Annotated in this window: 27 protein-coding genes; 9 read left to right on the plus strand and 18 right to left on the minus strand. The window is 45.4% G+C overall.

Annotated elements, in window-relative coordinates:
* Positions 1 to 381 precede the first annotated feature (381 nt).
* Positions 382 to 669, plus strand: a complete 288-nt coding sequence (locus MHM99_RS02160) for a hypothetical protein (RefSeq protein ID WP_014948232.1) — start codon at positions 382 to 384, stop codon at positions 667 to 669.
* A gap of 355 nt (positions 670 to 1,024) precedes the next feature.
* Positions 1,025 to 2,365 (plus strand): nitrate regulatory protein, encoded by a 1,341-nt coding sequence (locus MHM99_RS02165; protein ID WP_049589111.1) that lies wholly within the window; start codon positions 1,025 to 1,027, stop codon positions 2,363 to 2,365.
* Positions 2,366 to 2,413: 48 nt separating this feature from the next.
* On the opposite strand, the gene MHM99_RS02170 is transcribed toward MHM99_RS02165, so the two are convergent.
* Genes MHM99_RS02170 through MHM99_RS02185 form a run of 4 tightly spaced genes read right to left on the minus strand, consistent with a single transcriptional unit; the run spans position 2,414 to position 4,752 of the window.
* Complete coding sequence (locus MHM99_RS02170) at positions 2,414 to 3,058, minus strand: nucleotidyltransferase family protein (RefSeq protein ID WP_239217973.1); 645 nt, start codon at positions 3,056 to 3,058, stop codon at positions 2,414 to 2,416.
* A 2-nt stretch (positions 3,059 to 3,060) separates the two neighbouring features.
* Entirely contained in the window at positions 3,061 to 3,753 is a 693-nt protein-coding gene (locus tag MHM99_RS02175; protein WP_014948227.1) for a phosphatase PAP2 family protein, read from the minus strand.
* Positions 3,754 to 3,784: 31 nt separating this feature from the next.
* Positions 3,785 to 4,105, minus strand: coding sequence for a BolA/IbaG family iron-sulfur metabolism protein (locus tag MHM99_RS02180; RefSeq protein ID WP_014948226.1), 321 nt, complete (start codon positions 4,103 to 4,105; stop codon positions 3,785 to 3,787).
* 5 nt (positions 4,106 to 4,110) lie between these two features.
* Positions 4,111 to 4,752: an alpha-ketoglutarate-dependent dioxygenase AlkB gene (locus tag MHM99_RS02185; protein ID WP_239217974.1), complete on the minus strand. Its 642-nt coding sequence runs from the start codon at positions 4,750 to 4,752 to the stop codon at positions 4,111 to 4,113.
* Positions 4,753 to 5,069: 317 nt separating this feature from the next.
* Between MHM99_RS02185 and MHM99_RS02190 the strand changes: the two genes are divergently transcribed.
* Together MHM99_RS02190 and MHM99_RS02195 are read left to right on the plus strand one after the other, a co-directional pair.
* Complete coding sequence (locus tag MHM99_RS02190; RefSeq protein WP_239217976.1) at positions 5,070 to 6,302, plus strand: methyltransferase; 1,233 nt, start codon at positions 5,070 to 5,072, stop codon at positions 6,300 to 6,302.
* Between the two features lie 49 nt (positions 6,303 to 6,351).
* A complete protein-coding gene (locus MHM99_RS02195; protein ID WP_014975652.1) occupies positions 6,352 to 6,960 on the plus strand; it encodes a peptidylprolyl isomerase in 609 nt (202 codons plus the stop codon).
* A 37-nt stretch (positions 6,961 to 6,997) separates the two neighbouring features.
* Here the strand turns inward: MHM99_RS02195 and MHM99_RS02200 are convergent, their stop codons facing one another.
* The 5 genes from MHM99_RS02200 to efp form a co-directional block, all read right to left on the minus strand.
* Positions 6,998 to 7,516, minus strand: a complete 519-nt coding sequence (locus MHM99_RS02200; RefSeq protein ID WP_061439496.1) for a GNAT family N-acetyltransferase — start codon at positions 7,514 to 7,516, stop codon at positions 6,998 to 7,000.
* A 99-nt stretch (positions 7,517 to 7,615) separates the two neighbouring features.
* Entirely contained in the window at positions 7,616 to 8,233 is a 618-nt protein-coding gene (locus MHM99_RS02205) for a hypothetical protein (protein WP_061439494.1), read from the minus strand.
* 169 nt (positions 8,234 to 8,402) lie between these two features.
* Positions 8,403 to 10,832: a TonB-dependent receptor gene (locus MHM99_RS02210; RefSeq protein ID WP_239217977.1), complete on the minus strand. Its 2,430-nt coding sequence runs from the start codon at positions 10,830 to 10,832 to the stop codon at positions 8,403 to 8,405.
* Between the two features lie 177 nt (positions 10,833 to 11,009).
* Positions 11,010 to 11,978: an elongation factor P--(R)-beta-lysine ligase gene (gene epmA / locus MHM99_RS02215; RefSeq protein WP_187446220.1), complete on the minus strand. Its 969-nt coding sequence runs from the start codon at positions 11,976 to 11,978 to the stop codon at positions 11,010 to 11,012.
* Between the two features lie 196 nt (positions 11,979 to 12,174).
* Positions 12,175 to 12,786 carry an elongation factor P gene (gene efp / locus MHM99_RS02220; protein WP_239217979.1) on the minus strand — a complete coding sequence of 204 codons (612 nt, stop codon included), beginning with the start codon at positions 12,784 to 12,786 and terminating at the stop codon, positions 12,175 to 12,177.
* Between the two features lie 36 nt (positions 12,787 to 12,822).
* Here efp and epmB point away from each other — a divergent pair, with 36 nt between their 5' ends.
* On the plus strand, positions 12,823 to 13,848 hold the full coding sequence (gene epmB, locus MHM99_RS02225) for an EF-P beta-lysylation protein EpmB (protein ID WP_187447271.1): 1,026 nt from the start codon (positions 12,823 to 12,825) through the stop codon (positions 13,846 to 13,848).
* Between the two features lies 1 nt (position 13,849).
* Here the strand turns inward: epmB and MHM99_RS02230 are convergent, their stop codons facing one another.
* Complete coding sequence (locus MHM99_RS02230) at positions 13,850 to 14,041, minus strand: hypothetical protein (RefSeq protein WP_014978283.1); 192 nt, start codon at positions 14,039 to 14,041, stop codon at positions 13,850 to 13,852.
* 277 nt (positions 14,042 to 14,318) lie between these two features.
* On the opposite strand from MHM99_RS02230, the gene MHM99_RS02235 reads away from it, so the two are divergent.
* The gene (locus MHM99_RS02235) at positions 14,319 to 14,651 is read left to right on the plus strand and encodes a hypothetical protein (RefSeq protein WP_187447272.1); all 333 of its coding nucleotides are present in this window, start codon (positions 14,319 to 14,321) and stop codon (positions 14,649 to 14,651) included.
* 97 nt (positions 14,652 to 14,748) lie between these two features.
* Here MHM99_RS02235 and MHM99_RS02240 read toward each other — a convergent pair whose 3' ends face one another.
* Together MHM99_RS02240 and MHM99_RS02245 are read right to left on the minus strand one after the other, a co-directional pair.
* Positions 14,749 to 16,044 carry a hypothetical protein gene (locus MHM99_RS02240; RefSeq protein ID WP_239217980.1) on the minus strand — a complete coding sequence of 432 codons (1,296 nt, stop codon included), beginning with the start codon at positions 16,042 to 16,044 and terminating at the stop codon, positions 14,749 to 14,751.
* A 178-nt stretch (positions 16,045 to 16,222) separates the two neighbouring features.
* Complete coding sequence (locus tag MHM99_RS02245; RefSeq protein WP_061439484.1) at positions 16,223 to 16,924, minus strand: HAD family phosphatase; 702 nt, start codon at positions 16,922 to 16,924, stop codon at positions 16,223 to 16,225.
* A gap of 212 nt (positions 16,925 to 17,136) precedes the next feature.
* Between MHM99_RS02245 and MHM99_RS02250 the strand changes: the two genes are divergently transcribed.
* Positions 17,137 to 17,811: a hypothetical protein gene (locus MHM99_RS02250; RefSeq protein WP_239218091.1), complete on the plus strand. Its 675-nt coding sequence runs from the start codon at positions 17,137 to 17,139 to the stop codon at positions 17,809 to 17,811.
* 124 nt (positions 17,812 to 17,935) lie between these two features.
* Here MHM99_RS02250 and parE read toward each other — a convergent pair whose 3' ends face one another.
* The 5 genes from parE to nudF all read right to left on the minus strand — a co-directional run bounded on the left by parE (position 17,936) and on the right by nudF (position 22,522).
* Positions 17,936 to 19,831, minus strand: a complete 1,896-nt coding sequence (gene parE / locus MHM99_RS02255) for a DNA topoisomerase IV subunit B (RefSeq protein ID WP_014975634.1) — start codon at positions 19,829 to 19,831, stop codon at positions 17,936 to 17,938.
* A 126-nt stretch (positions 19,832 to 19,957) separates the two neighbouring features.
* Positions 19,958 to 20,539 (minus strand): YqiA/YcfP family alpha/beta fold hydrolase, encoded by a 582-nt coding sequence (locus MHM99_RS02260; RefSeq protein WP_168477079.1) that lies wholly within the window; start codon positions 20,537 to 20,539, stop codon positions 19,958 to 19,960.
* Positions 20,540 to 20,658: 119 nt separating this feature from the next.
* Positions 20,659 to 21,462 (minus strand): metallophosphoesterase, encoded by an 804-nt coding sequence (locus MHM99_RS02265; RefSeq protein ID WP_239217982.1) that lies wholly within the window; start codon positions 21,460 to 21,462, stop codon positions 20,659 to 20,661.
* The gene (locus tag MHM99_RS02270; RefSeq protein ID WP_197047988.1) at positions 21,459 to 21,854 is read right to left on the minus strand and encodes a DUF1249 domain-containing protein; all 396 of its coding nucleotides are present in this window, start codon (positions 21,852 to 21,854) and stop codon (positions 21,459 to 21,461) included. The genes MHM99_RS02265 and MHM99_RS02270 overlap by 4 nt, the downstream gene beginning before the upstream one ends.
* A gap of 41 nt (positions 21,855 to 21,895) precedes the next feature.
* Positions 21,896 to 22,522: an ADP-ribose diphosphatase gene (gene nudF / locus MHM99_RS02275; protein WP_187447277.1), complete on the minus strand. Its 627-nt coding sequence runs from the start codon at positions 22,520 to 22,522 to the stop codon at positions 21,896 to 21,898.
* A 296-nt stretch (positions 22,523 to 22,818) separates the two neighbouring features.
* Here nudF and tolC point away from each other — a divergent pair, with 296 nt between their 5' ends.
* On the plus strand, positions 22,819 to 24,207 hold the full coding sequence (gene tolC, locus MHM99_RS02280; RefSeq protein WP_239217984.1) for an outer membrane channel protein TolC: 1,389 nt from the start codon (positions 22,819 to 22,821) through the stop codon (positions 24,205 to 24,207).
* 135 nt (positions 24,208 to 24,342) lie between these two features.
* Here tolC and MHM99_RS02285 read toward each other — a convergent pair whose 3' ends face one another.
* A complete protein-coding gene (locus MHM99_RS02285; protein WP_014978274.1) occupies positions 24,343 to 24,495 on the minus strand; it encodes a hypothetical protein in 153 nt (50 codons plus the stop codon).
* Between the two features lie 210 nt (positions 24,496 to 24,705).
* On the opposite strand from MHM99_RS02285, the gene MHM99_RS02290 reads away from it, so the two are divergent.
* Positions 24,706 to 25,560: an ion transporter gene (locus MHM99_RS02290; protein ID WP_014948203.1), complete on the plus strand. Its 855-nt coding sequence runs from the start codon at positions 24,706 to 24,708 to the stop codon at positions 25,558 to 25,560.
* Positions 25,561 to 25,652: the final 92 nt, after the last annotated feature.

Below are 25,652 nucleotides of genomic sequence, written 5' to 3' on the forward strand. Positions count from 1 at the left end.
ATATTCATTTTGGTCTCCTCACCTTGTTAACTTGATTGTTTAATTCCAAGTTTGGCACATTGCGATGCCGTTTGAGGGGGGAGACCATTCCATCGTTGAACGTTGATGTGCAGCAAAGATCAACAGGCTCCAGTCCGAACTACTTGGCGCTTACGTGATAAGCGCAGGGCTCTTTGCCCCTTTCCTAATGCTGTGAGCTTGTCAATTTTTCATGTACGGTCTCAGGGCTTAATTTAATAGCGAATGCTGACAAATTGCATCGTACATGGCATCGTATAATGGTTTTTATTAACCGCGTCGTTCAATGCGCTTCGATTTCTAATACGGGGCTACGGTAAGACGTCGCAATAAGGCACAAGTCTTATTCAACGAGGAGTTAAAGTGGTACCTTATATTCTGACTATTTTGTGCGTGCTAGTAGCAGGCGCTATTCATTGGATGTCGCCGAAGGCTTATTGGAAAGCCACTATCATGTCGACCGCCGTTATTTTACTATTTTCTGTAGCGGCATTGTTTATATTTAAAGCATCAGGAATGCTGGTTAGCGAGCACACTGGCGAGAATGCTGACTTTTCTGGGCAAATGTTAACTATCACCACAATGATTGCCTTCTTCGGTTTCTTAATTTCACTGTTTGTAGGTTGGTTTCTTCGCGTAGTCAGAAACTAATCCGGAAAGCAAAACCACATAGTTTGCGAGGCTGCACCATTTTGGCGCAGCTTCTTCCCTCTCAACTTCCCTCTTAATGCCGCTAACCTTCCCGTCCCCCTTATAAAGTCACCTTAAGTTAAAATTCCAGCCGAACCACATGCCGCTAAATGTCAGCACTCCGGGCGTTTTTGTTCACTCTAACGCTTATCTTCATTAATTCTAATAAACAGGGCATAAGTGTTGCTTGGTACACGTATTGCTCTGCTGAGTGCAGGGGACTAAGAGCAAAGAGTTTCAAAAAACGTTTCGCCAATAGATGCACTCATCAATAGAAAATTCGAAACGTGTGTACCGAAGATTAGCAGGCCTTTACATGCTTCATGAACCAGAACAGACCATTGCGCTTTGTAGCGACGCCACTAAGCGCTTTTTGCTAGCGGCCAAGCACGCCGAAATAACCGTGCTTGAGCAACTATCTAGTAATTGTCGAATTGTAATTGCCGTTCGAGAACTTATTCATGAACTGCAAAAAGAGCGTGGGGCCAGCAATATCTTTCTTGCTTCAAAAGGCGAGCGTTATGCCGCTGAGCGAATGCAGTACGTCAGTGCTAGCGAGCAAGCGGAGTCAATGTTGAAAAGCCACTTGAAATCTCTCTACCTGACAGATGAGATCACCACGGGTAACCCGCGGTTGTTGAGCAGCATTACACTTGCTATGCAGGCGACGGACTACCTGCCCAGACTGAGAGAACAAGTAAGCAAGCAGCTGCTGACACCACTGGAATCTACACGAGCATATAGTCGTCTAGTTGCCAGTTTGCTTACGGTTATTTTTGAAGCGGCAGATATTGCAAGCGACCCAACAATCACTCGCTTATTGGTTGCACTGTTCAATTTTATGCAGGCAAAAGAATACGCTGGGCAGGAGCGGGCGTGGGGCGCTATTGGTTTCGCAGAAACTCATTTCGATGTTCGCCTTTGTGAAAAGCTGGCCGCGCTTCAGCATGCCCAAGAACATCACTTCAGTATATTCTGTGAGTTTAGCTGTAAGCCGCATAAAGATGCATTAGACGCGTTGAACAAAAGCCCTGCTGCAATCGATATTACACAGCTTAGAAATATGATTGCACAGCTTGGTGACGGCAGTCCGATTGCCGGAGAAATATCGGAAGTTTGGTTTGATGTAGCAACACGTCGAATGGATGCAATGCAGACTATCGAAGTGGCGCTCACTGAGGCCCTTACTCAGCAAGCTAACAGTAAAGTCGCCAATGCAAAAAATGAGATGGCCAATCATCAGCAGTTGCTTACGCGCTTCAATGATGAACACGCTACTGATGGCTCACCGCTCACCTTATTGTTCGATCCAAGTATGCCTGGACTCGCGGAAGACACCAAAGAAGACGAAATCAAAACGCTATCACTTAACGAGCAAACGAAGACTTTATCTGCTCACCGCTCTTTTTATGATTTACTGCGTTCACAGGCCCAACACATAGAAAATATGGGTCGGGAGCTCGAAGAGGCCAAGCGTGCAATACAGGAACAAAAACTGATTGGGCGAGCAAAACTGGTAGTAATGGAGCAATTCGGATTAAGCGAAAATAACGCGTATCGTCGACTGCAAAAACAAGCTATGAGCGAAAATACGACCATAGCGGCTATTGCCGCTAAGATAGTAAATATTACAACAAAGACTACTGCTCAAAGGTAGCTACTCTCAATTGAGTCACTTCTAGTTTAATTAAGCGCGTTCTAGCTCTTAAGGAGAAACTAAAGTCAACAAAGGCCAAACAGTAAGCCAATTCTTAGTAGCTAGTCGCTGTTTAAAAACTTCGGGCCTTGGATATTTTGGGTTAATACTTATGGTGCCGGCGAAGTTTGCTTCCAAGCCAAATGGCGCGAGTATGTCTAAATCATCATTGGCTAAAAGACGAACCGCAACACAGGTTTCTCGTTCTATCCAATAAGAAATAGCGTCGTGGCAATTTTGATAGGGAGCGTGCTCGTGAGCTACGTGCATACGCGCTTGGTTTTTAACTTGCCAATTAGCTTGAGGAACCATACGCGCTAGCTCGCGTTCTATGGCTTGTTCTTGTGCTTTCAGCCCTGGTTTAGCAGCTGCAGAATTTGGTGAGTAAGCTTGCGGTTGAGGTACTGATTCCAATGTATTATCGGCACTCGCAACACTTAGCGGCGGATTAATTTCACCACTAAAGTAAATCACATCAATATCGTTAAGCGGAGTTGGTGTCGCTCTTGCGTGTAACTCATCCCAAATGGCATTTCGAACAAATCCAGCACCAATGTACCCTTGCGGTAAATCGAGCGCTCTCAAAGCGCGAAGGCAACGCATGCGAAAAGGATCCCGCTTAATAATCTCGCCTAGCCGTTTGAGATCTTGCACGTTTAACCTTCGCCTTTTATACGCAGTTTGCGTTTCCACTTGATGATATAAAAGCAAAAGGCAGCCATACTGCCACCAGCAAACCACCCTGCAATAATGTCGCTAGGCCAATGCACGCCCAATAAAATGCGGCTTAAGCCAATACAAAATACAAGAAAGGTGGCTGCCATGTAGATCCACACTTTTACTGAAGCGTTTTGCGTGAAGTACGTTAACAAATAGGCGATATAGAAATAAACAAGCGTAGATAAGGTAGCATGTGCAGAGGGGAAGCTTTGTGTATACACACTTACATCCTGCATGGGCAGCGGAGGACGAGGCCTGTCGATGCCAGCTTTGAGTAAGAAAGTCGTTGCGATCCCCACGGCAACAGCAATCAAAAAAGTCAGTGCCTTTTTCTTTTCACCGGCCATCGCCAAGGCTCCGGCAACTGAAATCGTGACAAAGATAAGTGCCGTATTACTGCCTAACGCGGTGATATCGCGAAGCGCGTCTTCTTTCCAACCCGATACATTGCCTGCTTCACTAATTACATTGAATAACGCATCGTCAAACGTAGTCAGCACGCCCATGTAGACAAACAACATCATAAGCAAAAAACCGGTGCCAAGTAGTAACACCTGAATAGAGGGTGTTTTAATGATGTCTAAGTAAGAGGCTAGCGCGCCGCTGTTTTTCGTTTCACTGCTTGTCATAAATCTACTTCCATTTAGTACAAAAAGAGCGTTATTGGTCGTGCTTGCTACCACCTAGGCAGTTTGGCGATACCATAGATTGCCCACCTCGAGCTTCCCACTCTGTCGGCGTATACGTGTGAAGTGCCAACGCATGAACAGGCCCCTGCAGCGCTTCAGCCGCAAGACCGTTAATTTCTCTGTGTCTCGCTATTAAGCGCTTACCCTCAAAAGCATCACTCACTACCGTTACTTTGAAATGACTCTGAGCCCCTTCTGGAACATTGTGCATAAAACTCTCATCTACAACCTCGAGAAAACTCGGGTTAAGTGCAGCTTCAATCGTAGTTTCCAGAAACGCTTTTACTTGCATTTGGCTTACCTTGTTCTGTGAATAAGATGTCGGAATGTAAGATTAATTCTACCACCGATAGGCTTAGCCGTCTTCGCAATACCGTGCGCATAATGACTTTGTGTTGTTCCTGCCATAATTAATACACTGCCGTGCTCAAGCACCTGTGTATACTTTTCCTTTGTTTCTTTGTGCTTAAAAACAAAGGGCCTTGCTTCACCTAAGGTGACGGATGCAATAACCGGGTTTATACCCAACTCAGGCTCATCATCTGAATGAAAGCTCATGCTATCTTGTCCGTCACGATACCAATTCGCTAACACACTGTTGAACTTTGTATTTTGGGTTGCAGCACATAACGCTTCACAACAATCCTTAATGCTTAAAAGGCTGTTCGTCCACGGATTTGGCGACATGGTTAAATTCGAATAGGTATAGGTGCAATCGTCATCGCCGTGCCAGCTCTGAAGGCGGGGAATTTTTACCGGCTTGCCAAACAATCTGATCGAGTCCTGACGCCAGGGTAACTCGGCCTTCAGTAACTCAAAAAAAGTATCTGCATCATTTTTTGATAGCGCGTGAGGAAAATAAGTGACATCGCCCTCTGACAGCGGGAGCTTATGAGATGAGCTATTATTTTCTGGGGTCTCGAAAAGAGAAAACTGCATGCGTAACTATGATATTTCCGGTGATTTTTAATTTTGGCTATGGGCACTTGATCTCAAAAGTGCTTAAACACACCTTTGAAGTTCCCCTAATTACACCTTAATTACGCATGCATTGCTAATGTGGATTTTTCTGCGAGCTATAAAAGTGATTCTTTCACCATTACATTGTCACCATCAACATTGCACGGCATAAGAATGACACGTTATTGGTTAGAGCCGCGTGGCTGATATGATAAGATAGGCAGCGCGTACATAAACCAAATAGGCATTCCCAAAAGTATGTGAGTGCTTTGAGCCATCTCTGAAAACAGACTCCAATGAATACAGAATTTATTTTTGCCGACCGACAATTTTCGCTTATTCGCTACCCTGAAAAGCACCAGCACATAAGCCTTCAAGCATGGGATAGCGCTGATGAACTCGTTATTGAGCACATTGAGAACTTATTAAGTGAAGCGTCGCTTTCAATTGGCAGTGGTGACAATGATGGCTCAATGATGATTTTTAACGACGATTTCGGCGCGTTAGGTTGTTGGTTTTCGCACTTAGCACCTTACTGGGTATCTGACTCCTACATATCTTTGCGATCACTCTCTGAGAATTTAAAAGCCAATCATTTACTGGGTAATGCAGAAACGAGCAATAAAAACGGCCTGCTAACCGCGCCGCTGAAAACCTTGACTAGCGTGCAAAGCTTAACGTTTAAGCCAGAAAAGGCGCCGAGTCTTGTTGTGCTGAAGGTCCCCCGCGCCCTTGCACTTCTTGAACAGCAGCTTATTGATTTACAAAAATATATAACACCTGACACGCGTGTTATCGCAACCGGTAAAGTGAAGACCATCACAAAATCCGTACTCAACCTATTTGAACGATATATTGGCCCCACCACCACGTCCCTTGCCAAGAAGAAATCGCGGCTTGTGTTCGCTTCGCCTCGTGAGTCAATAAAACTATCTGACTCGCCCTATCCGACGCGCTGGCAGTGTAAAAGTACGATGGGAACGGCGTTAACTATAGACAATCTGGCGAATACGTTTTCCCGACAGTCATTAGATATAGGCGCTCGCATTATGCTTGAACATATGACGGTGAGCGCTAATGATGTGGTGGTAGATTTAGGCTGCGGCAACGGAGTACTGGGGGTTAATGCCCTTTCTCTTGCCCCTGATGCCAAAGTAATATTTGTGGATGAGTCCTATATGGCATTAGAAAGTGCCAGACTCAATGTGCTCAACAACTTCCCGGATAAAATTGATCAATGTGAGTTTGTTGCAAGTAATTGCCTTGAAACATTAATCAATAGAGAGAATAAACCTGCTGTTACCAAAATTCTGTGTAACCCACCGTTTCATCAACAAAACGCAATCACTGACCATATTGCATGGCAAATGTTCACTGATTCCCGGGACGTACTTATTAAAAGCGGTCACTTAGTGGTGGTTGGTAACCGGCACCTCGACTATCACATTAAACTTAAAAAGTTGTTTGGTGCCGCTAAGGTACTTGCGAGTGACAAAAAGTTCGTTATCTTAGGCACTGCAAAACGATAAGCGATCAAAAAACATGCGCGAATTAAGGAAAACATTTAAAGGCATTTTTATGAAGAAAATACTTTTATCACTGCTGACCGCTATCATGCTAATAGGCAGCAGTTCACCCGTTATGGCCAAGAAAGACGATGGGTCTCAGGTTCAGCCAGATAACTATTACCCTCGGGTGAAAATAGAAACCACCATGGGCGATATTGTGGTTGAACTGGACAGAAGACGTGCGCCAATTACCGTAAATAACTTTCTTCGTTATGTTGATAAGCGCGCCTACGAAGACACCATTTTTCACCGCATCGTGCCTGGTTTTGTTGTGCAAGGTGGTGGTTATACGGCAGACTTCAACGGCAAGTCGAACTTTCCAGATATCTTCAATGAGTCTGGTAACGGTTTGACTAACGACCTGCACACTATTGCAATGGCAAGACAAGGTGACCCGCATACCGCAAACCGACAATTTTTCTTCAACGTGAATGACAACAGCAGCTTAAACCCCGGAAGAGACTGGGGCTACGCGGTTTTTGGCGTAATTGTTGAAGGCGAAGATATTGTTGATGCCATGTCGGAAGTAGAAACTGAATATTCGATTCGCCTTAACGCGAATAACGTACCCATTGAGCCGATTATTATTAAAAAGATGACCGTGTTACCGCCCTTATAGCGATTAACAGAAACAAACAGCCATAAAGAGCAATGCTTTATGGCTGTAATTCCAACCTGAACAAATGCTGTTTTGGGAACGTTTTGTCGAAGTAAAAGCCCTGCTTGTTAAATCCTAAGCGCTGTAAAAGCTTCTGCGACGCCATATTTTCTGGGTGCGTCATGGCTGTTAAAAAACGATAGCCCTCAGAGGCAGACCACGCTATAACACACTGACATGCCTCATAACATATACCCTTGCCTCTTGCTTCAGGCAGCATGGCAAAGCCTAAATCTGGACATTCAAATGCAAAGCGATTGAAGAGACCACAAACCCCTAACGGTTGTTTGGTTTCGGTTAATTCGACAGCCAGCAGGCCATATCCCCACTCTTCGCGCTGCGCATTTGTTTTGCCAATGTAGTCACACGCATCGTCTACTGTATGGACATTTTTACTTCCAATGTATCTAAGCCATAGCGGGTCCTGCTGCAGCGCAAGTACCCAGTGTTTATCATCAAAAGTAAGCGGCCGTAGCGTTATTTTATCGTTTGTAAAAATAGCGGTGTTTGTGTTCACACTAATCCTTTTAGCAAAGTTTTTATGACGCGCATGTAGTACTCGCTTTTGTACCTCTACATTTGAACGTATAACTAGAAGTAAGACCTAAGGCAAACACTATCTCTTTGATAGAAGCCTGTCTATGTGCTCAAAGTGGTCTGGGTTGACCACTGCCGCGCGGGGGTACTTTGGGTTCGCTCTGTCGTTTACTCTTGGGTGCTCCCACAACGATGTATGGACGATAAATCGCTCGGCTTCCTCTATACCACCGTGCTCTAAGCATCCACTCAAGCATGTATCTACGTACGTTTGATGTACGGGATAGGCGTCATTTGCCTGTGTACAGTCGAGTGTTTCGCAAATCCAAAAGGTAAATTGTGCAAGCACATCGTCTAGAGACGCAGAACCCTTGTGTTGATGAAAGTTGAGTGCTTTAGCGCTTACTTCGACAAACCGATAGTCTTTTTCTCTCTCCTGTAAGGCAGGGTTAATTTGTGTTGGGATAAGCTGGGCGTTTAATTTGCAATGCGCATTGGCCACGGCGCCAACGTAAGTCTGTTTTTCATGAAGACTACGCGTCACCCATGCCCTTTCGAAGCCTGAAACCGTCACAGAGATCCCTGGTGTAAAAATGTTGGAGTAGCGCTCTCGGCTGTCTTTGCTAAGTAAGCTTCCATAACCTAACACCATGTGTTTTTCGGTTTGCGTACTTAACCAATTCGCTATGTCATTCATTTTCACCTCTACTTCACAACCGCTCGACGTTTACCATCTTAAGCATGTTTATCTTTGCAGTTTATTCAACTGGAAAAAATCGTACTGACCACTTTCCCCTAGTATAAAAAAAGGCGATGTACTGAGAGCCCCAATACATCGCCTTGTATACCGCAGTGGAGTTGTTTAATTAAAACAACGCTCTCACACCCATAGTAAAGTTTCTACCTGGAAGCGGTGCTTGGTCTTTTAAGAAAGATGTATGAACACGGGCTTCCTCGTCAGTTAGGTTTTCACCGCGCGCAAACACTACCCAGTCAATGCCCTGTGTGCCAAATTCATATTGCACGCTTGCGTTAACCAAGGTGTAACCGTCGGTTGCAGTCTCAAATGACGCAACTTCATTTTGGTCGTCGTACCACGTAAAGCCCACGTCAGCACTTAAACCATCGTTCACGTAGCTTAATTCACTACCAAAGCGCATAGGCGGCGTGCGCGGAAGGTTGTCGTCTTCAATTTCTGCGCGGATATAGTCACCAAATACGGTTAAGCGTAGCGTGTCTGATAAATCAACGTAAGTTTCTGCTTCGAAGCCCCAGATGTCAGCGTCAGCCTGTTGGAAATAATAAATTGGCAAGCCTTCTTCATCGCCGTGTTCATCATGTCCATGCTCTTCGTGTTCGCTGAGCGCAATTAAGCCTGTGCTTGTTTGGAAGACATAGTCATCTGCCTGATTGTAGAAGAAAGACGCACTATAGCCCCAGCTGCCGGTAAATTTACGGAAAGTAATGTCTAAGTTTGTACTTACTTCTTCTTTAACACCTTTAAGCGTTTCCTCAATATGACCTTCCTCGTCCATGTCGAAAACTAGACCCACTTCATAGCTTTGTGTTGCTAAATGCTGGCCAGCAGAGAAAAGTTCTTGCTGACTAGGCGCACGCTCACTGCGTGACAACGTAACGGCAACCGAGTAACCCTCCTGGTATTCCCAGTTGGCGCCCGCTGAAAGCGATAGACTGGTAAAGTCGTAGTCAGGGAAGTTGAAAGCAACGGCATGCTCTTCGTGTTCTTCACCCTCATGTTCCTCATCGTGCTCCTCGCCTTCATGCTCATCATGCAATACGTCAAGTTCCACTTCGCTGGCATCAGCGTCTAATGTCGTTCGCTCTAGTCGGCCACCAAGCTCAAAGGTTACATCACCTACTTTCTTTTGTTCTATTAGATAAAGTGCGTAGCTTGATGTGGTATTAGCTGGGGTAAAGGCTTCTTCGCCCACGGCATTGTAATCGCTATGATTAAACTGTAGCCCGAATACGCCGTGCCAGCCGTTCACTTCTTCGTGGTAGGCAGACAAGCGAATGTCGCTCGATTCGTTTGTGAATACCGTGCCTGGTTCACCGTCTTCAATTTCAGCATGTTCGTAATCGGTGTAAGCTGCGGCAAATTTAAGGTTTGTAAGTCCACGTACCGGAGAGTGCCACTCACCGGCTGCTTGATAACGGGTCATATCTACATCAAGTAACACGCCTTCTTCAGCGTGTTCTTCATGATCATGTTCTTCAAGATCGTGGTCTTCGCCCTCATGCTCTTCCTCACCATGAGCATGGCTATGACCAGGTACGCCATATTTGTTGTCGAGTTGTTCCACAGCGAAACCGAAGTAGCCTTCTTCGGCCACGTAAGATAAACCTGCAACGACGTTACGCGTCTCCATTGCGCTGCTTTCTAGCACACCGTTTGGTTCATCTTCATCGGGATCGATAGACGCAAAGCCCGGAATATCCGCGTTGTCTGTATCGCGATAAAACCCGTCGACATGCCATGCAATATTGCCACTGCCACCCGTTACATCTGCACGGGTATACGAGCCGTTATTCACTGTGCTATAGCTAGTTTCAGCTTCGCCTTCTACGCCGTCTATCTGATACTGAGGAATACGTTTGTCAACCACGTTCACCACACCACCAATAGCGCCACTACCGTATTGAAGCGTTGCAGGACCGCGAAGTACTTCCACCTGCGTTGCACTTGAAAGTGTGGTGGCAACATTGTGATCTGGACCTACTCGAGATACATCAGATACATCCAAACCGTTTTGAACAATCTTTACGCGCGGGCCATCATTACCGCGAATAACTGGGCTGCTTGAAACCGGGCCAAAATAAGTGCTGTGCACACCAGGCGCGTTTTTTAGGGTTTCCCCTAAGGTTGGCGCTTCTATTTTACGTAATTTTTCAGCACCAATTACGGTCACTGGCGTAACAGATTCCAGTACTGATGATTGAAGCGCATTGGCGGTAACCACGATATTTTCGACGGATGCAGGCTTTAAAACGAAGTCTACATTTTGATCCGTATTTACGTCGCCTAAGTCGTTATCACCATGAATGTAGTTTGAAGAATAAACATGTAAATGAATATGTGGCTGCTTTACATCGTCAAAACGGTAAATACCATTTGCATCGGTGTATGCTACACGGCGGCTGCCTTCGATTTTTACTTCAGCCCCTGCAACAGGTTGCCCTGCCGTGTCGGTGACTTTTCCCGTTACTGTGGTGGCATGCACAGGCGCACTTAACAGCCCTGCTATGGATAAACTTAGCAGCGAACGCATTTTCATGGGTATCCCTCTGTGGATGTTATAACATTATTTAGTGATGTTATAACATTTTATCCATTGCCCATTGCTTGTCAACCGCTGCTTTACTCACTTAATCTTATGTTTTTGCAATTCAATCGGACGCGCCTACTGAAACCCAAGGTTTAAGCAATTCATAGCTAATTGGGCACGAAGGTACTAAGCCCTACTCACTGTGAAATTGATCACTCCTTGAATATGCTTCGCGTTGGTTTTAAGCATAAGCAAACGATCGATGCCCAGCGCCACACCCGCACACGGTGGCAAACCTGCGTCAAGCGCACTTAGAAAGTTTTCATCAATGGGCTTAGTGGGAAGGCCATGTTCTCTGCGTTTCTCGTTATCAGTTTCAAAACGCAGTCGCTGCTCTTTTGCTGCACTTAACTCATGAAAACCGTTAGCAAGTTCAGCGCCTTGGTAATACACCTCAAAGCGTTCGGCAACCCGTTCATCAACTGGGCTTAGTTTGGCAAGCGCCGCCTGAGAAGCAGGGAAATCGTAGATGAAGCACGGTTTTTCGTTACCGATTTCAGGTTCGATTACATAGCTGAACAACAGTTGTAACTTGCTGTCATAGCTTAGATTTTGCGGCGCGTGAATATCTATGTTCTGCTCTTCCATTGCCTTTAGCAAAACGTCGCCATCAGCACTTAACGGGTCAATATTTAAATAGGTTTGAAAAGCTTGCTGATACGTCATCTTATCAGCCGAAGCTGTGTTTAAGGTTTCTTGCAGCAAGGCGTCAACCTCGTCCATTAGCGCAAAATGGTCAAAATCTAAGCGGTACCACTCTAGCATGGTGAACTCTGGGTTGTGCCAGCGCCCTTCACCTTCATGGCGAAACGCTTTACACACCTGAAAAATACTACCGCTGTCAGCGCACAGTAACCGCTTCATGGCATATTCAGGGGAAGTTTGAAGATACAGCGTCGTTGGCTTACCGGATGAGGCAAAATTGAATTGGGTATCAAACGCATCTAAATGCTCATCGGTAACCGTACCGTTTGAAAGTAAAGGCGTATCGACCTCTAACACGTTTCTTGCGTAAAAAAACTCACGGATTGTTCTGAGTAATTCTGCTCGCGCAACACGGGCTTCATGAGTGGTAGTAGGCTGCCAAGATTGCATGTATTCAAACCTAAAAAGAATAGCTAAAACAAAAAACCGGTACACAAAGGCACCGGCTTTACACATAAACAGAATGCGCGATATGCGCTTAATACCAATCCGCATAGATCATTGCCCACTCAGAAGGCGCTGGCAAGCTTCATAGCGAAGCGTGGGAATGCAGGAATGTGTTCCCTTTCAAATTCCCAGAATGAAGCTAGGAAGCTTGCCAGACCTTCCCGAAGGGCGAGTTTAAAATGTCCGTACTCTTTGTTGTGTCACCTTGATCAGAGCGCGTATCTACACGGATAACTTCGCCTGTTTGAACGAATAGAGGAACGCGAACAACTGCACCCGTGCTAAGCGTTGCTGGCTTACCGCCAGTACCTGCTGTATCACCTTTAAGACCAGGATCAGTTTCAGTGATTTCAAGCTCAACGAAGTTTGGTGGCGTTACTGTGATAGGTGAACCGTTCCACAGTGTAATGGTGCAAACGTCGTTTTCTACCAGCCACTTTTTATTCTCACCCACTGCTTTTTCGTCTGCAGCGATTTGTTCGAATGTATCGTTGTTCATAAAGTGGTAGAATTCGCCGTCGGTGTACAAGTAGGCAAGCTCCGTATCCATTACGTCAGCGCCTTCTACTGATTCACCTGAGCGGAAAGTTTTTTCTAAAACTTTACCTGAAATAAGCTTGCGGATTTTTACACGGTTAAACGCTTGGCCCTTACCCGGCTTTACGTATTCGTTTTCTAGAATGTTGCAAGGTTCGCCGTCCAGCATGATTTTCAGGCCGCCTTTGAACTCGTTAGTGCTGTAATTAGCCATAATTCCTCTGTCTAAACATAAGGTACAAAAAGTTTCGTGGAACAAATAATACCTAAAAAACCGATTTCTGTAGAGCATAACTGGCAAAAAGAATTAGCAAGTAGCTTTACTGATCCTGCAAAGCTATTGCAACACTTAGGTTTAGACCAAGAAAAATACGCACAACACATCAAAGCACGTCGTCTTTTTCCTATGCGTGTTCCACGACACTTTGTGGATCTTATGGAAAAAGAAAATCCCAACGACCCGCTGTTTTTGCAGGTCATGCCGCTCAGCGATGAATTCCTAACATCACCCGGTTATAGCAAAGATCCGTTAGACGAGCACGACACCGCAGGCAAAGGCATACTGCACAAATACGATTCTCGCGTGTTGTTAATGGTTCGCACCGGCTGTGCAGTAAACTGCCGTTACTGTTTTCGTCGCCATTTTCCTTACGCCGACAATGCGGTAAGTAAGCACCAATGGCTTGATGTGCTTGAATATCTTCGCAGTAATAACAAAATTAATGAGGTGATTTTTTCAGGTGGCGACCCACTGATGGCGAAAGATGATCATTTGTCGTGGTTAGCCAACGAAATTGCCGCTATTCCCCATATAAAGCGCCTACGTATTCATAGCCGTCTGCCGGTAGTGCTACCAGAACGAATTAGCCATGACTTTGTTGAATGGTTTACGGCCTTGCCGCTTCAGAAAGTATTGGTGCTGCATGCAAACCACGCGAATGAGATGTCAGAAACGCTAAAATCCCGATTAAACACATTACGAGAGAGAGGTGTGATCCTGCTCAATCAGTCGGTATTGCTAAAAGGCGTAAACGATTCCGGCGATGCCATAAGTGACTTAAGTGAAACGCTGTTTGAGGCTGGTGTACTGCCCTATTACTTGCACGTATTAGATAAAGTGCAGGGTGCAAGTCATTTTTATGTCAGCGACGATGAAGGTCGTCGAATCATGAAAGAAGTGATAAAGCGCCTGCCGGGCTTCTTGGTGCCAAAACTGGTGAGAGAAATTGGCGGTCAACCCGGCAAAACGCCTATCGACTTACATTTGCATCCGTAACTTACGCGTAGGTATCAATGTTGGCGCCTAACGCGGGGTTTGAAGATGACGTTTTTGGTACGTCAGCGGCTGATTCCAGCAGCTGAAGCGACGCTTTTCCCTCTTGCTCTTGCTGGCTTTTTGCCAACTTAAGAGAGGCCAACTCAAGTGACGCACCGGACGTTCCAGAGGCACTAGCACCTTGTAGATCCATACCATTTTCCTTTGTTGCTTGTAGCAAAGTAAAAAAATGGGCAGAATTGCCCACCCTTACGATGTGTTGAGTGTTACGTAATCAGCAAATTCGTTAGTGAACCGCAAGCTTTGTAATTTACAACATCGTTAAGTTATCGGCCTTGAAAGGCGAAACTTTAACCATTATTTACCGTAATACATTTGGCGTGGCAAAAAATAATTGCGACGCAACTCATATAAACTTAGGTGTGCAGGTAGTACGCACTCCTAATCACATTAGAAATAAAGGCGTGACTATGCAACAGAGCCAAGAGATGCAAGCTGTCCATCAACAACTTCAAGAAACACTTCAAACGCTACACCGCAAAGCCGTTGATGCCGACCAAATACTGGATAGTTTACAGCGCGATCAAAAAGGTAAGTTTGCAGCAGTATTCGCTGACGACAGTGGGTTTAGCACATCAGCAAAACGCTTTGGCCCCTATGTACAAGAGATAGCGAACGACTGGCAGTCGCTAAAGGAACTGGATGATGATGACGCTAAGCAGGCACTTGCGCCTTTGGTTAAAAAAATAGAGTTGGCGCTGGTGACCATTGCGCAATTTCAGCAGTCTCTATCCCAAAAGTAGTGTAGAACTGCAAATGAATAAAACAAAGCCCGCTTTCATAGCGGGCTTTTTATAGGTTGGCTTCTTACTTTCGGCGCACTCTCACGCGCCTTACCACTTATTTTTGGTAAAGCGGCAGCAAGGCAATTCTCCGATTAATTTCCTGCACTTCTTTTAAGTACGCTTTGCTGTCTACCCGCTGATATTGCTCAGTAAACGCTTGCTTACTTAAGCCTTCGGGCAGGCCTTCAATAGGCGGGATGATTTCAAGTTCACTTTGAATGCGCGCAATCGCATTTTGCACTTCCATCGCAGTATTTGGATGGGTAGCAACCTTTGCAAACTCAGTACCCGACATGTCTGCCGCTAAGTCTACAAAGCTATAGCCCGAACCACCGTTGCCCCGGTCCATTAGCTCTTTAAACTCACCAATTGCTAGGGACATACCTTGTTCTGCCATTAACTCTAATGCAGCAGAAATGATAAAGTGACGAGCCAAATCGTTGCGCTTGTGCAGCACAGCACCTCTGCGAGGCTTTAGCGCTTTTTCGGAATCTGGTTGTATGTCGCCCACCAGAGTCCCAACACGATGATGCCCAACGTAAACCGCTAAAGCGAGGATTACCGCATTATTATGCAGTACTGCTTCTTCAGGGGTTTGGCTTTGCTCTCTCGCCCGCGCCATCCCTTCGCGCAAGTATTCAATAAGGGATACCGGTTTATTTGATAAGGCTATTTCTCTACCAGACAAATAACGTAAATAGTACGCAGATAACTGCTGAAGCTCGGTCTGTTCGCTTACCGACATGTTCGACGCCACCACGTTTAACTCGCTTAGCAGCTCATCTAAACGCCCAACATCAAGGGTAAGCTCACCGCTTCTCATGATCACACGTTCAACCCGCGATAACGCAATGGTGGCTATTTCTGATTGCGTATAAGAGTTCACCGTACGCTCTAAAAACCCAAGTAAAAAACGACCCGGAATGGTTAAGTCGCCAACTTGGACTTGCTCTATACGCAAGCTATCTCCAGGCAGTACTAGCGCTGACGCATTTACATAATACCCCGTATTGTTGATAGCGTAAGTGACGTTAATGGTTCCCGCCAACGGCGTGATATTCACTACGCCCTTAAAGTCAGGTAATGCACGCTGTAACACACCCACTAAGCTTTCGACTTGGGTTTCGGTGAGCGTAACTTGATGCCCCTCTTCTCGGCGGGAAAACGCCTGTTGCAGCTGACCGAGGAGTTCGTTAACGCTATCAGCACCATCTAGCTGTGTGGGCGCTGTCGATGCGACTAATGGCGCTTTTTGCACAGCCATAACCGTAATCGTAGCAACGCTTACTACAAGCAGAACAACAATGATGGCAAAAGTAATCAAAAGCCATTTTACGCTACGCAAAATCATGAGAAATCAGCTGTACCTGTCATAACAATGAATAAAAAATAAGTTAGCGCCTCTGGCGTTCTTTGCTGTAAAACAAAGAAAGTTACGCCCTAACGTGCTGGTTATACTACGTTATCTATTTTCGCGCCACCAGTGACAAGTGGCACGACAAGTCGGCTATTAGCCTCCACCGCATTCGCTAAAAAACGAGTTCGCAGTCCACCCAGTCTTTCAAGCTTGTATACCGCGCTGTGGCACCAGACAAATTATGATGTTTCGACAATTCCGTGGGTATCACAACGCAGGCTAGGTTTGCAGCAAGTGCCGCTGTCATCCCGGTTTGCGTATCTTCAATTGCCACACATTCACCGGGTATTTTTCCTAGCTTGTCCATTGCAAGCGCGTAACAATCAGGTGCTGGTTTGCTGTTTTCGACATCTTCCACGGCAACCACACAAGAAATATAAGCACTTAAACCATACTGAGATAAGGTTTTTTCCACCGACTTTTTACTTCCCCCAGTCACAATGCCAATGGTGTAACCTTTGTTTGCACATTGTTCAATGGTTTCTTTAGCAAACGGCATTAAGGGAAAAGCTTGCTTATCTAAGTAGTCGCTAATGCTTTTGTGTTTTTGCTCTGCTAGCTGCTGCGGCGCTATATCAATATTAAAATGTTCGACGAGATCGACAGCATTTTGCTTTACTGGAATACCCGCCATCACTTCACAATAAAAATCCTCGCTTAATTCAACATCGTACCCCAGCAAAATGTCTTTCCACAGGTCAAAATGTACGGATTCTGAGTCAATAAGGGTACCGTCGTGATCAAATAACAGCGTTGTGGTTTTATCGCTTACCGCTAACTGGCGGGTTGATGAAGAAAATGAGTGCAATGCCAAAATAAACCTCCTTGCTAGTTCAATACCGGTTGTGAAAATATATTGGGTGTCATCGATACCGAAAAAACGATAACACCTTTAGATCCTGGTGCAGTGCTTTGTTAATGGTGATTGTTTTCATGCCATATGTCAGAACATGCCAGAACAGTGCCAGTGCTGTGGTACACTGTGGCTTTCACGAGCTAGGACATTTTCAACGTGGAGCAAATTGGGTGCTTTACCACATTTTAGGCTTTGCCAGTGCCGCGCTGTTTTTACTGACATGGTTAGGATTATGGTCACAAATTAAGGCCATGACGCGCTTTCAAGTGCCCGTTTCTAGCGAAAGTGACGATGCTAACCACAGTCTGTCACTTAACCAGTTTGGCTCTAGCTATTTTGCCTTTTTCTCAATTTTCCTCTTTGGCATTTCGGTAGAGCCTTTCAACCATTACTTGGTGTGGACACGATTTGGCGCGCTCGTACTTACGCTCATTATCATTTGGAAAATATGGCAACACAGGCGCACTTCAATTTCAGGCTATGTTGCCGCTATTGCCTTGCTAGCCCTTATTGGTGGCACACTTTCCATTGCTTTTCGGCCATTCCCAACGCTTGCACAGCTTGGCGCAAATACCTTAATGCTGGTCGTTACCGTTATCTTATTTCAAGGTTCACTGCACCAGTGGTTTGTACTGCAGCGCAGACAAAAAGTGGGATCGCTGTCATTTGCGCTGTTTCGCAATATATTGATAAAAGACGTTAGCACTTTATTGTTTGGCCTAACAATGCCATTAAGCCAAAGCTGGCCGCTACTTATCCTAAACGGCACCAGCGTAATTATGCGTGGCAGTATTTTATTGCAGATGCACAAACTAAAACGCCGAGAAATTTCCGTATCAGGATAGTTTCTCGGCGTTTCTACGTTGTTTAGTGTAGCGTTAAGGTTGCTTGTCTAGCGGTCGCTTGTTTGAACAGCGTTATCGATACAAGCTTCTATAAATAAGCACAAAAGCGGCGCGTTTCTGCAATCTACAACGCCACTTCGGCCATATTACCTTTGCTTTCAAGCCATGTTTTACGGTCGCCAGAACGCTTCTTAGCAAGTAGCATGTCCATCAACTCCATCATTTCTTCCGCGTCTTCAATGGTCAACTGAACAAGGCGACGGGTGTTCGGGTCCATGGTTGTTTCGCGAAGCTGTAGCGGGTTCATTTCACCCAAGCCTTTAAAGCGCTGTACGTTGACTTTACCGCGTTTCTTTTCCGCTTCAATTCGGTCAAGAATGCCCTGCTTCTCGCCTTCATCTAGCGCGTAATACACCTCTTTGCCTACATCTATTCTAAAAAGCGGCGGCATAGCGACATACACATGACCTTGTTCTACCAAGGTTCTGAAGTGACGAACAAAGAGCGCACATAGCAACGTTGCAATGTGTAGCCCATCGGAGTCAGCATCGGCAAGAATACATATTTTACCGTAGCGCAAACCAGATAGGTCCGTCGAGTCTGGGTCGATACCCAGCGCAACTGAAATATCGTGAATCTCCTGGGATGCCAGTACCTGAGAAGAGTCAACTTCCCAGCTATTTAAGATTTTACCGCGCAGCGGCATAATTGCCTGAAACTCTCGGTCTCGCGCTTGCTTGGCCGAGCCCCCCGCCGAGTCACCCTCTACTAAAAACAGTTCAGAGTAAGAAATATCTTGTGATGAGCAGTCGGTCAGTTTACCTGGTAGTGCCGGCCCTTGAGTGACCTTTTTACGCGCAACCTTTTTGGTTTGACGAAGGCGGCGCTGTGCATTGTTGATACACATTTCAGCAAGCGCTTCAGCAATTTCCGTATGCTGATTTAACCAAAGGCTGAATGCGTCTTTCACCACGCCTGACACAAACGCGCTGGCCTGACGTGAAGACAGGCGTTCTTTAGTCTGCCCGGCAAACTGTGGGTCCTGCATCTTGGTCGACAGGATATAGGCACAGCGGTCCCAAATATCATCAGGCGATAATTTAACACCACGGGGCATTAAGTTTCTAAATTCGCAGAATTCGCGCATTGACTCCAGTAAGCCTTGGCGCAACCCATTGACGTGTGTACCGCCTTGCGCTGTAGGAATAAGGTTAACGTAGCTTTCCGTTACCAAATCTCCACCTTCAGGCAACCACATTACAGCCCAATCGGCGGCTTCTGTATTGCCGCTGAATGTACCCACAAACGGCGTGTCAGACGGTAAGGTTTCAAACTCTTCTACCGCTTGGTAGAGGTAGTCTTTAAGGCCATCTTCGTAATACCACTCTTGGCTTTCTTTGGTAATCTTGTTGTCGAAACGAATGCGCAGACCCGGGCTTAACACCGCTTTAGCGCGCAAGTTGTGCACAAGTCGGCTGGCTGAGAATTTTGCCGAGTCGAAATATTGCGGGTCAGGCCAGAAGTGAACACGGGTTCCTGTATTGCGTTTACCGCAGGTATCGATTACTTGTAAGTCTTCGACTTTGTCGCCGTTTTCAAAGGCAATTTGGTATACGTTACTGTCTCGTCGAATAGTCACTTCTACGCGGGTTGAAAGCGCGTTAACTACCGAGATCCCTACCCCGTGAAGACCACCAGAAAAGGCATAGTTTTTGTTTGAAAACTTACCACCTGCGTGAAGTTTACATAGAATAAGCTCTACGCCTGATATTCCCTCTTCAGGGTGAATATCTACCGGCATACCACGACCATCGTCGATAACTTCTAACGATTGGTCTTCATGCAAAATTACTTTGATATTAGAGGCATGCCCAGCAAGCGCTTCATCCACACTGTTATCGATGACTTCCTGACCCAAATGATTCGGGCGGGTAGTGTCGGTATACATACCAGGGCGGCGTTTTACGGGGTCGAGGCCGTTTAAAACCTCGATAGCATCTGAATTGTATTGATTTGACATAGTTATGGTTGTTATTTAAGCCAGCGACAAAGAAAGAGATACGCAGCACTAAGGTTAGCTATATAGTATAGCGCCGCACAGCAATATGTTTGATGTTAGCAGGGCTAGTAAAGACTGGCAATGCGCTTATTTCAGCAAAAACTCGGCAATAGCAGGCAAGTGATTTTCGTAGCCTACAAAGCTGTGATCGCCACCCTCTTCAATAACCAGGTGACTTTGCGCGTACTTTTCTTCAGCCAAACGGTAATCCAACGTTTCATCTTCTGTCTGAAGCAACACTTTGTAACTGTTTGGTTCTTTGATTGACGCTGCCTCTAACGCTTGAATTACCCCTATATCGCTTTCAACTATTTCAAACTTTTCCTTGCTGTAAGGATTTTCATGAGTGCCGATAAAGCCTTGCAACAGCTCGTAGGGGCGAACTGCAGGGTTAATTAACACCGCTTTGCCTCCAAATTTTTCAAGCAAAAACGTAGAGAGATAGCCCCCCATTGAACTACCTATAAGCTTCAGCCCGTTTTCAAGCAGAGCTGGAGTGTTCTCAATAAGTGAAATTAGCTGGCCTTCTACTTTACTGGGGAAATTAGACAGCTCTGGAATATGTAGGGTAACGTTTGCGTGATGCTGCTCAAAATACGCTTTTGTGGCTTGCGCCTTAATGGATTTCGGCGAACTTAAAAAGCCGTGAAGATATAAAATGTGCTGCATGTTTTTCTCTATTCTGTGTTCTCTGTTTCTATATTTAATATGGACTCGATGAGAGTTCAAAACTGTTCTTAACGCCAAATACTTCCAAAACAGCCACGCTTAAGCAAAGAGCGCGAAAGCTAAACCCGAACAACCTTAACGCCCACCGAGCCACCATCCATTAAGCTCATCACCTGATACCCTGGCGCTTCATTGCTAACACCGAATTCGGGACGCATTTCCCATTGCCAACAGGTAGATGGGCTTGCGTAAGAAAGCGTTTTGTTCACTCCTATCTGCTGGCGCAACGGCGAATGTACGTGTCCGTGTAGTAAGGCTTTTATTTGCGGATATTCATCTGTAAGCGATACTAACCGCTGAGCATCAACCAAAGAGTGCTTATCCATCCAACTGTTTGAAGGCAATATGTGATGATGAAGCGCAACAAGATGATTTGTCTGCTGCGACATCCTTAACGATTGCTCTAGCGCCTGTATATCGCTTTCTTTTACTTCTCCCGCTGCCGTATGCATGTTACTTGTAGCGCGGGTATCCATGCCGTGTATTTGCCAATTGCACAAGCTTAACGAGTCATTGCTTTGTAGGTGCCGACCGCCAATGTACTTTTCGAAGTACGGGTTATTGTCATGGTTTCCTGCCAGCACAAACCATTCTATATTTGCTGGCTCAATATGTTGCTCCATCAATGCAATAAAATGCTGATAGCTCTCAGGGGAACTATCGCCGCTAATATCCCCAGTAACCAGCACAACTACTTGGTGCTTTGCGCACTGTTCTGGCTGACTGCCAACATCTTGAGCAATGTAATTTTGGATATCAGAAAGCACGCGTGCTAGTGAATCATAGGGCGCGATGCCCGCATAGCCCGTCTTATCTTTGTCTTTTAGTAAGTGGCAGTCACTTAACTGTATGAGTGTTATCACGCTTCAGAGGTAACGCTTGAGGAATGTTGCAAACAGAAGTTTAGCCATTCAGCTAAAAAGATATTCACCATGTGCTTTTCATTACGCTGGCGCATTTTTAAATTCGGATACTCGTAAGACGGTTCAAGCGCTCCCGTATTTTGGCTATTAATAACCTCTGCCATACGCGCATCGTGATATAAGCGCACCGTCATGCTGGGCGTTAAATATGAGGGCATGTCTTTAGTGGTTTGCTTAATGCTTAACGTACTGGTGTAGCGAGCAGACTCCACAATACGTATTTCATAGGACAGACCGACACCAACCGAAAATTCATAGCTCAAATCTTCCGTATCGCAATCAGGCAAAATTCTCAGAACATGGGAGTAGTTCAGTTCGCAAAGCGCCTGCATTGAAGGAAGATGAGGTACGTATTTTCGTTGATTACGTTGTGTCACGATGTCTGCCACTGCTCCAGAAGTTGTGTTTTGTGCATAAAGAACCATTGTAGCGCAATTACCGCTGCGGCGTTGTCAATATGGCCATTTTCCAACCATTCAAGGGCGGTGTTTTCTTTTATTCGGTGTACTTTAATGTCTTCAGACTCGCTTTCTAAGCCGTGAATGCCTTGCGCTTGGCTAGCATCAGTCTTTGCTATAAAAATGTGTAATCTTTCGGTCGTGCCGCCCGGGCTCGATAAATAACTCAGCGCTTTGGTTAATTTATCTAGGGTAATACCTGCCTCTTCCATCGACTCTCTATGACATACGGACTCCGGTGTTTCTCCTTGGTCGATCATGCCCGCGATAATTTCTATTAACCAAGGGCTTGAAGATGTGGCTAATGCCCCAATTCTAACTTGCTCAATGAGCACAAACTCTTGGAGTTCAGGATCGTAGGGTAAGACCCCCACCGCATGACCACGTTCAAATATTTCTCGCGTGACCGTATCGCTCCATTCTCCATTAAAACACTTGTGCTTAAATTGATACTGATTCATGGTAAAGAAACCACGATACACTGGCTTAATGTCGGTGATTTCGACGTCATTTGAGGTAAATGAAAGGAATTCCTTGCTCATTTGCTGACACTTATGGTTCAAATAGATTTATCATACATAGTACATTTACACACCAACCATGTATACGCATGAAAAATGCGATACGGCGTGTGAGCGAATAACAGAAAACTCATATTACAAGTCGTCTATTACTATAATAATTGCGTGGGTAGATCACATATTCTGTTACAGTTAATCGAATACTGTTACGAGTTTGGACTTTCGGTTTGTGGTTGAATTTTCATACACTTGGTTTTAATAAGTCGTCTCAACGAATAAACGACGACGCAACTTGAACACAACAGGAAGACGTAAGCATGAAACGAACACTTCTGTCGCTAGTTATCGGTGTTTCGATGACAACTGGTGCACTAGCCGATGACCTAATGCAGGTATATCAACAAGCACTGGCGAACGATCCATTGGTAAACCAGGCGAAAGCGCAACGTGATGCTGCGTTCGAAGGAATCAGTCTTAGCCGCGCAAGCCTACTACCCCAAATTTCTGGCTCAGTGGGTTATACGCACTCGGAGTCTGAACGTTTTCAGCAACTTGGGCCAGATACAATCTTTACAACTGATACCACTGTCGACACTATTGATTACGGAATTTCCTTATCAATGTCTTTGTATGACCACGCGAACTGGTTGGGTTTAGACCGAGCAGAGAAAGTGGCAGAGCAAAGCGACGCACAACTTGCCGCTAGTATGCAAGACGTCATAGTGCGTACCGTTACAGCTTACTTTGACGTATTACGCGCCCGTGACAATGTGGAGTTCGTAGGGTCAGAGAAACGCGCTATTGAGCGACAGCTTGAACAAACACGCCAGCGCTTCGAAGTGGGTTTAACAGCCATTACTGACGTGCATGAAGCACAAGCAAATTACGACAGTACAGTAGCACAGGAAATACAGGCAAAAAATCAGCTTGAGTTTGCCCTTGAAGCACTTCGTGTAATTACCGGAAAATACCACGATCGTCTATTCGGCTTAAATACAGAAAACTTTTCTGCGACTATGCCGGTTCCAGCAACCGTTGACAGCTGGTTAGAAACCGCACAAGACAAAAACCTTGCATTATTAGTTGACCGTTTGGCCATGGACGTGGCAAAAGAGGACATCGCCATTGCACGTTCAGGCCACTTACCAACCTTGGCATTGTCGGGTCGATATGGCCGCTCGAAAGACGATGTTGAAGGTGAGTTTATTACTGATGATGGTCAAACCGCACCCATTGCTTACGACACACCGTACCTTGATAGTAAGTCAATAGGTGTAACGCTCAGCGTTCCAATCTATCAAGGCGGTAGCGTAAGCGCGCAAACGTCGCAAGCGAAGTACAACTACGTAGCGGCCAGCCAAGCTGCAGAGCAGACGTATCGTCAAACGGTACAGTCAGTTCGCAGCTCGTTTAATAACGTAAAAGCGTCTATCTCTACTATTCGCGCTCTTGAGCAGTCAGTGGTGTCTGCAGATAGCGCACTTAAGGCCACAGAAGCGGGCTTTGATGTAGGTACTCGTACTATTGTTGACGTATTGGACAGCACCCGTAACTTGTTTGATGCACGTCGTAACCTTGCGGGCGCACGCTATGACTTTATTCAGTCAGTGGTTACGCTTAAGCAAGCGGCAGGTACATTGACAGGTGAAGATGTGGCTATGATCAACCGTGGTCTTAAGCCAGCAGAAACCAAAACCAATGGCTAACATTGAGTAGTTGATTGCGCCAAGCGCTGTCAAAAGAATGAAAGGGTAGCCTATGCTGCCCTTTTTTATGCCTACTAGTTTTACTTAGTTAATAGCAAAAGCAGGCTCTATCCAAACGGTGATGAGAAAGGAATGCTACGCCGCGGGCGTAAATCTTTTTAGTGCACTGAGCAGTTGGCGATATTCTGCGCGCAAGGCTTCAGCATTTTGTTTTGTTGGCGCGAAATTAGATAGGCGTTCAGCCACGATATGCAATTTCTCTTGCAACAACTGTAATTCATCATCCATGATTATGCCCTTTATTTTTAAGCCTATGTATTTGGCTAGATAAACGTTTAGGTCACGTGTGGCGACACAGGTTTTAAAACGCCTTTTGTGCCCCTACATTTGTAAGCAATAAGTGCCTTTATTCAGCACTACTGATTATTTAGTATACCGCCAATCGCGCTTACCACAAGCCCTTTGGTTATATGGTTTTTCTTTGAGTGATAAATAGAAATGCAAGCCTCTGAACTTCAAAATAAATTTGAGCGCATTCGAGCCAATAAATGGTTCGAAGCCTTTGTAATTAGCGTTATCGTTATTTCAGCGCTTCTCGTAGGTGCCAAAACCTATGAATTGCCAGCAGGCATGTCATCCGTCACGTTATTCTTAGATTGGTTTATCAGTGCATTCTTCCTGACAGAGATCACCATACGATTTTTGGCTGAAAAACGTAAACGCTACTTTTTCAAGAGCTTTTGGAACTGGTTTGACACACTGATTGTGGTTATTAGTCTCATTCCGGCAGACGATACCGAACTGGCACTCATCGCCCGTTTGGTGCGTGTGTTCCGCGTATTGCGTATGATTTCGATCATTCCCGAGCTCAGGATCTTATTAGTTTCTTTGGTTAAAGCACTGCCCCAATTAGCATATGTCATGCTGTTGATGTTTATCATTTTCTACATATACGCAGCTATAGGTAGTACTTTATTCGAAACCATCAATCCCGTGCTGTGGGGCGATATCACTATCTCGATGCTAACGCTCTTTAGAATTATGACATTCGAAGATTGGACCGATGTAATGTACGAGACTCAGGAGGTTTACTCGCTAAGCTGGATTTTCTACCTTACCTTTATTTTCTTTACTGCGTTCGCGTTCTTGAACATGGTGATTGGGATCGTGGTTAACGTGATGGAAAGAGAAAACGAAAAAGCACGAGCAGAAAAAGAAGCCGCTTTACTTGAAGAGCAAATTGCACAAGGAAACGTAGAGCCAACCCTTCAAGATGTAATGAAAGAACTACGAGAGCTAAAGGCGCAGATTACTGCTAATAACGAGCATAGCACGGTAAGCAAAACCAGCTAGGCGCGTTTTGCTCCAATAGCATGATTGAAAAAGGCCACATTGATGTGGCCTTTTTCGTTTCTCGCAAATGGAATGTTTAGATTTAAGCTAAG

It is taken from the genome of Alteromonas sp. MmMcT2-2 (assembly GCF_022348305.1).
GTDB lineage: Bacteria > Pseudomonadota > Gammaproteobacteria > Enterobacterales > Alteromonadaceae > Alteromonas > Alteromonas macleodii.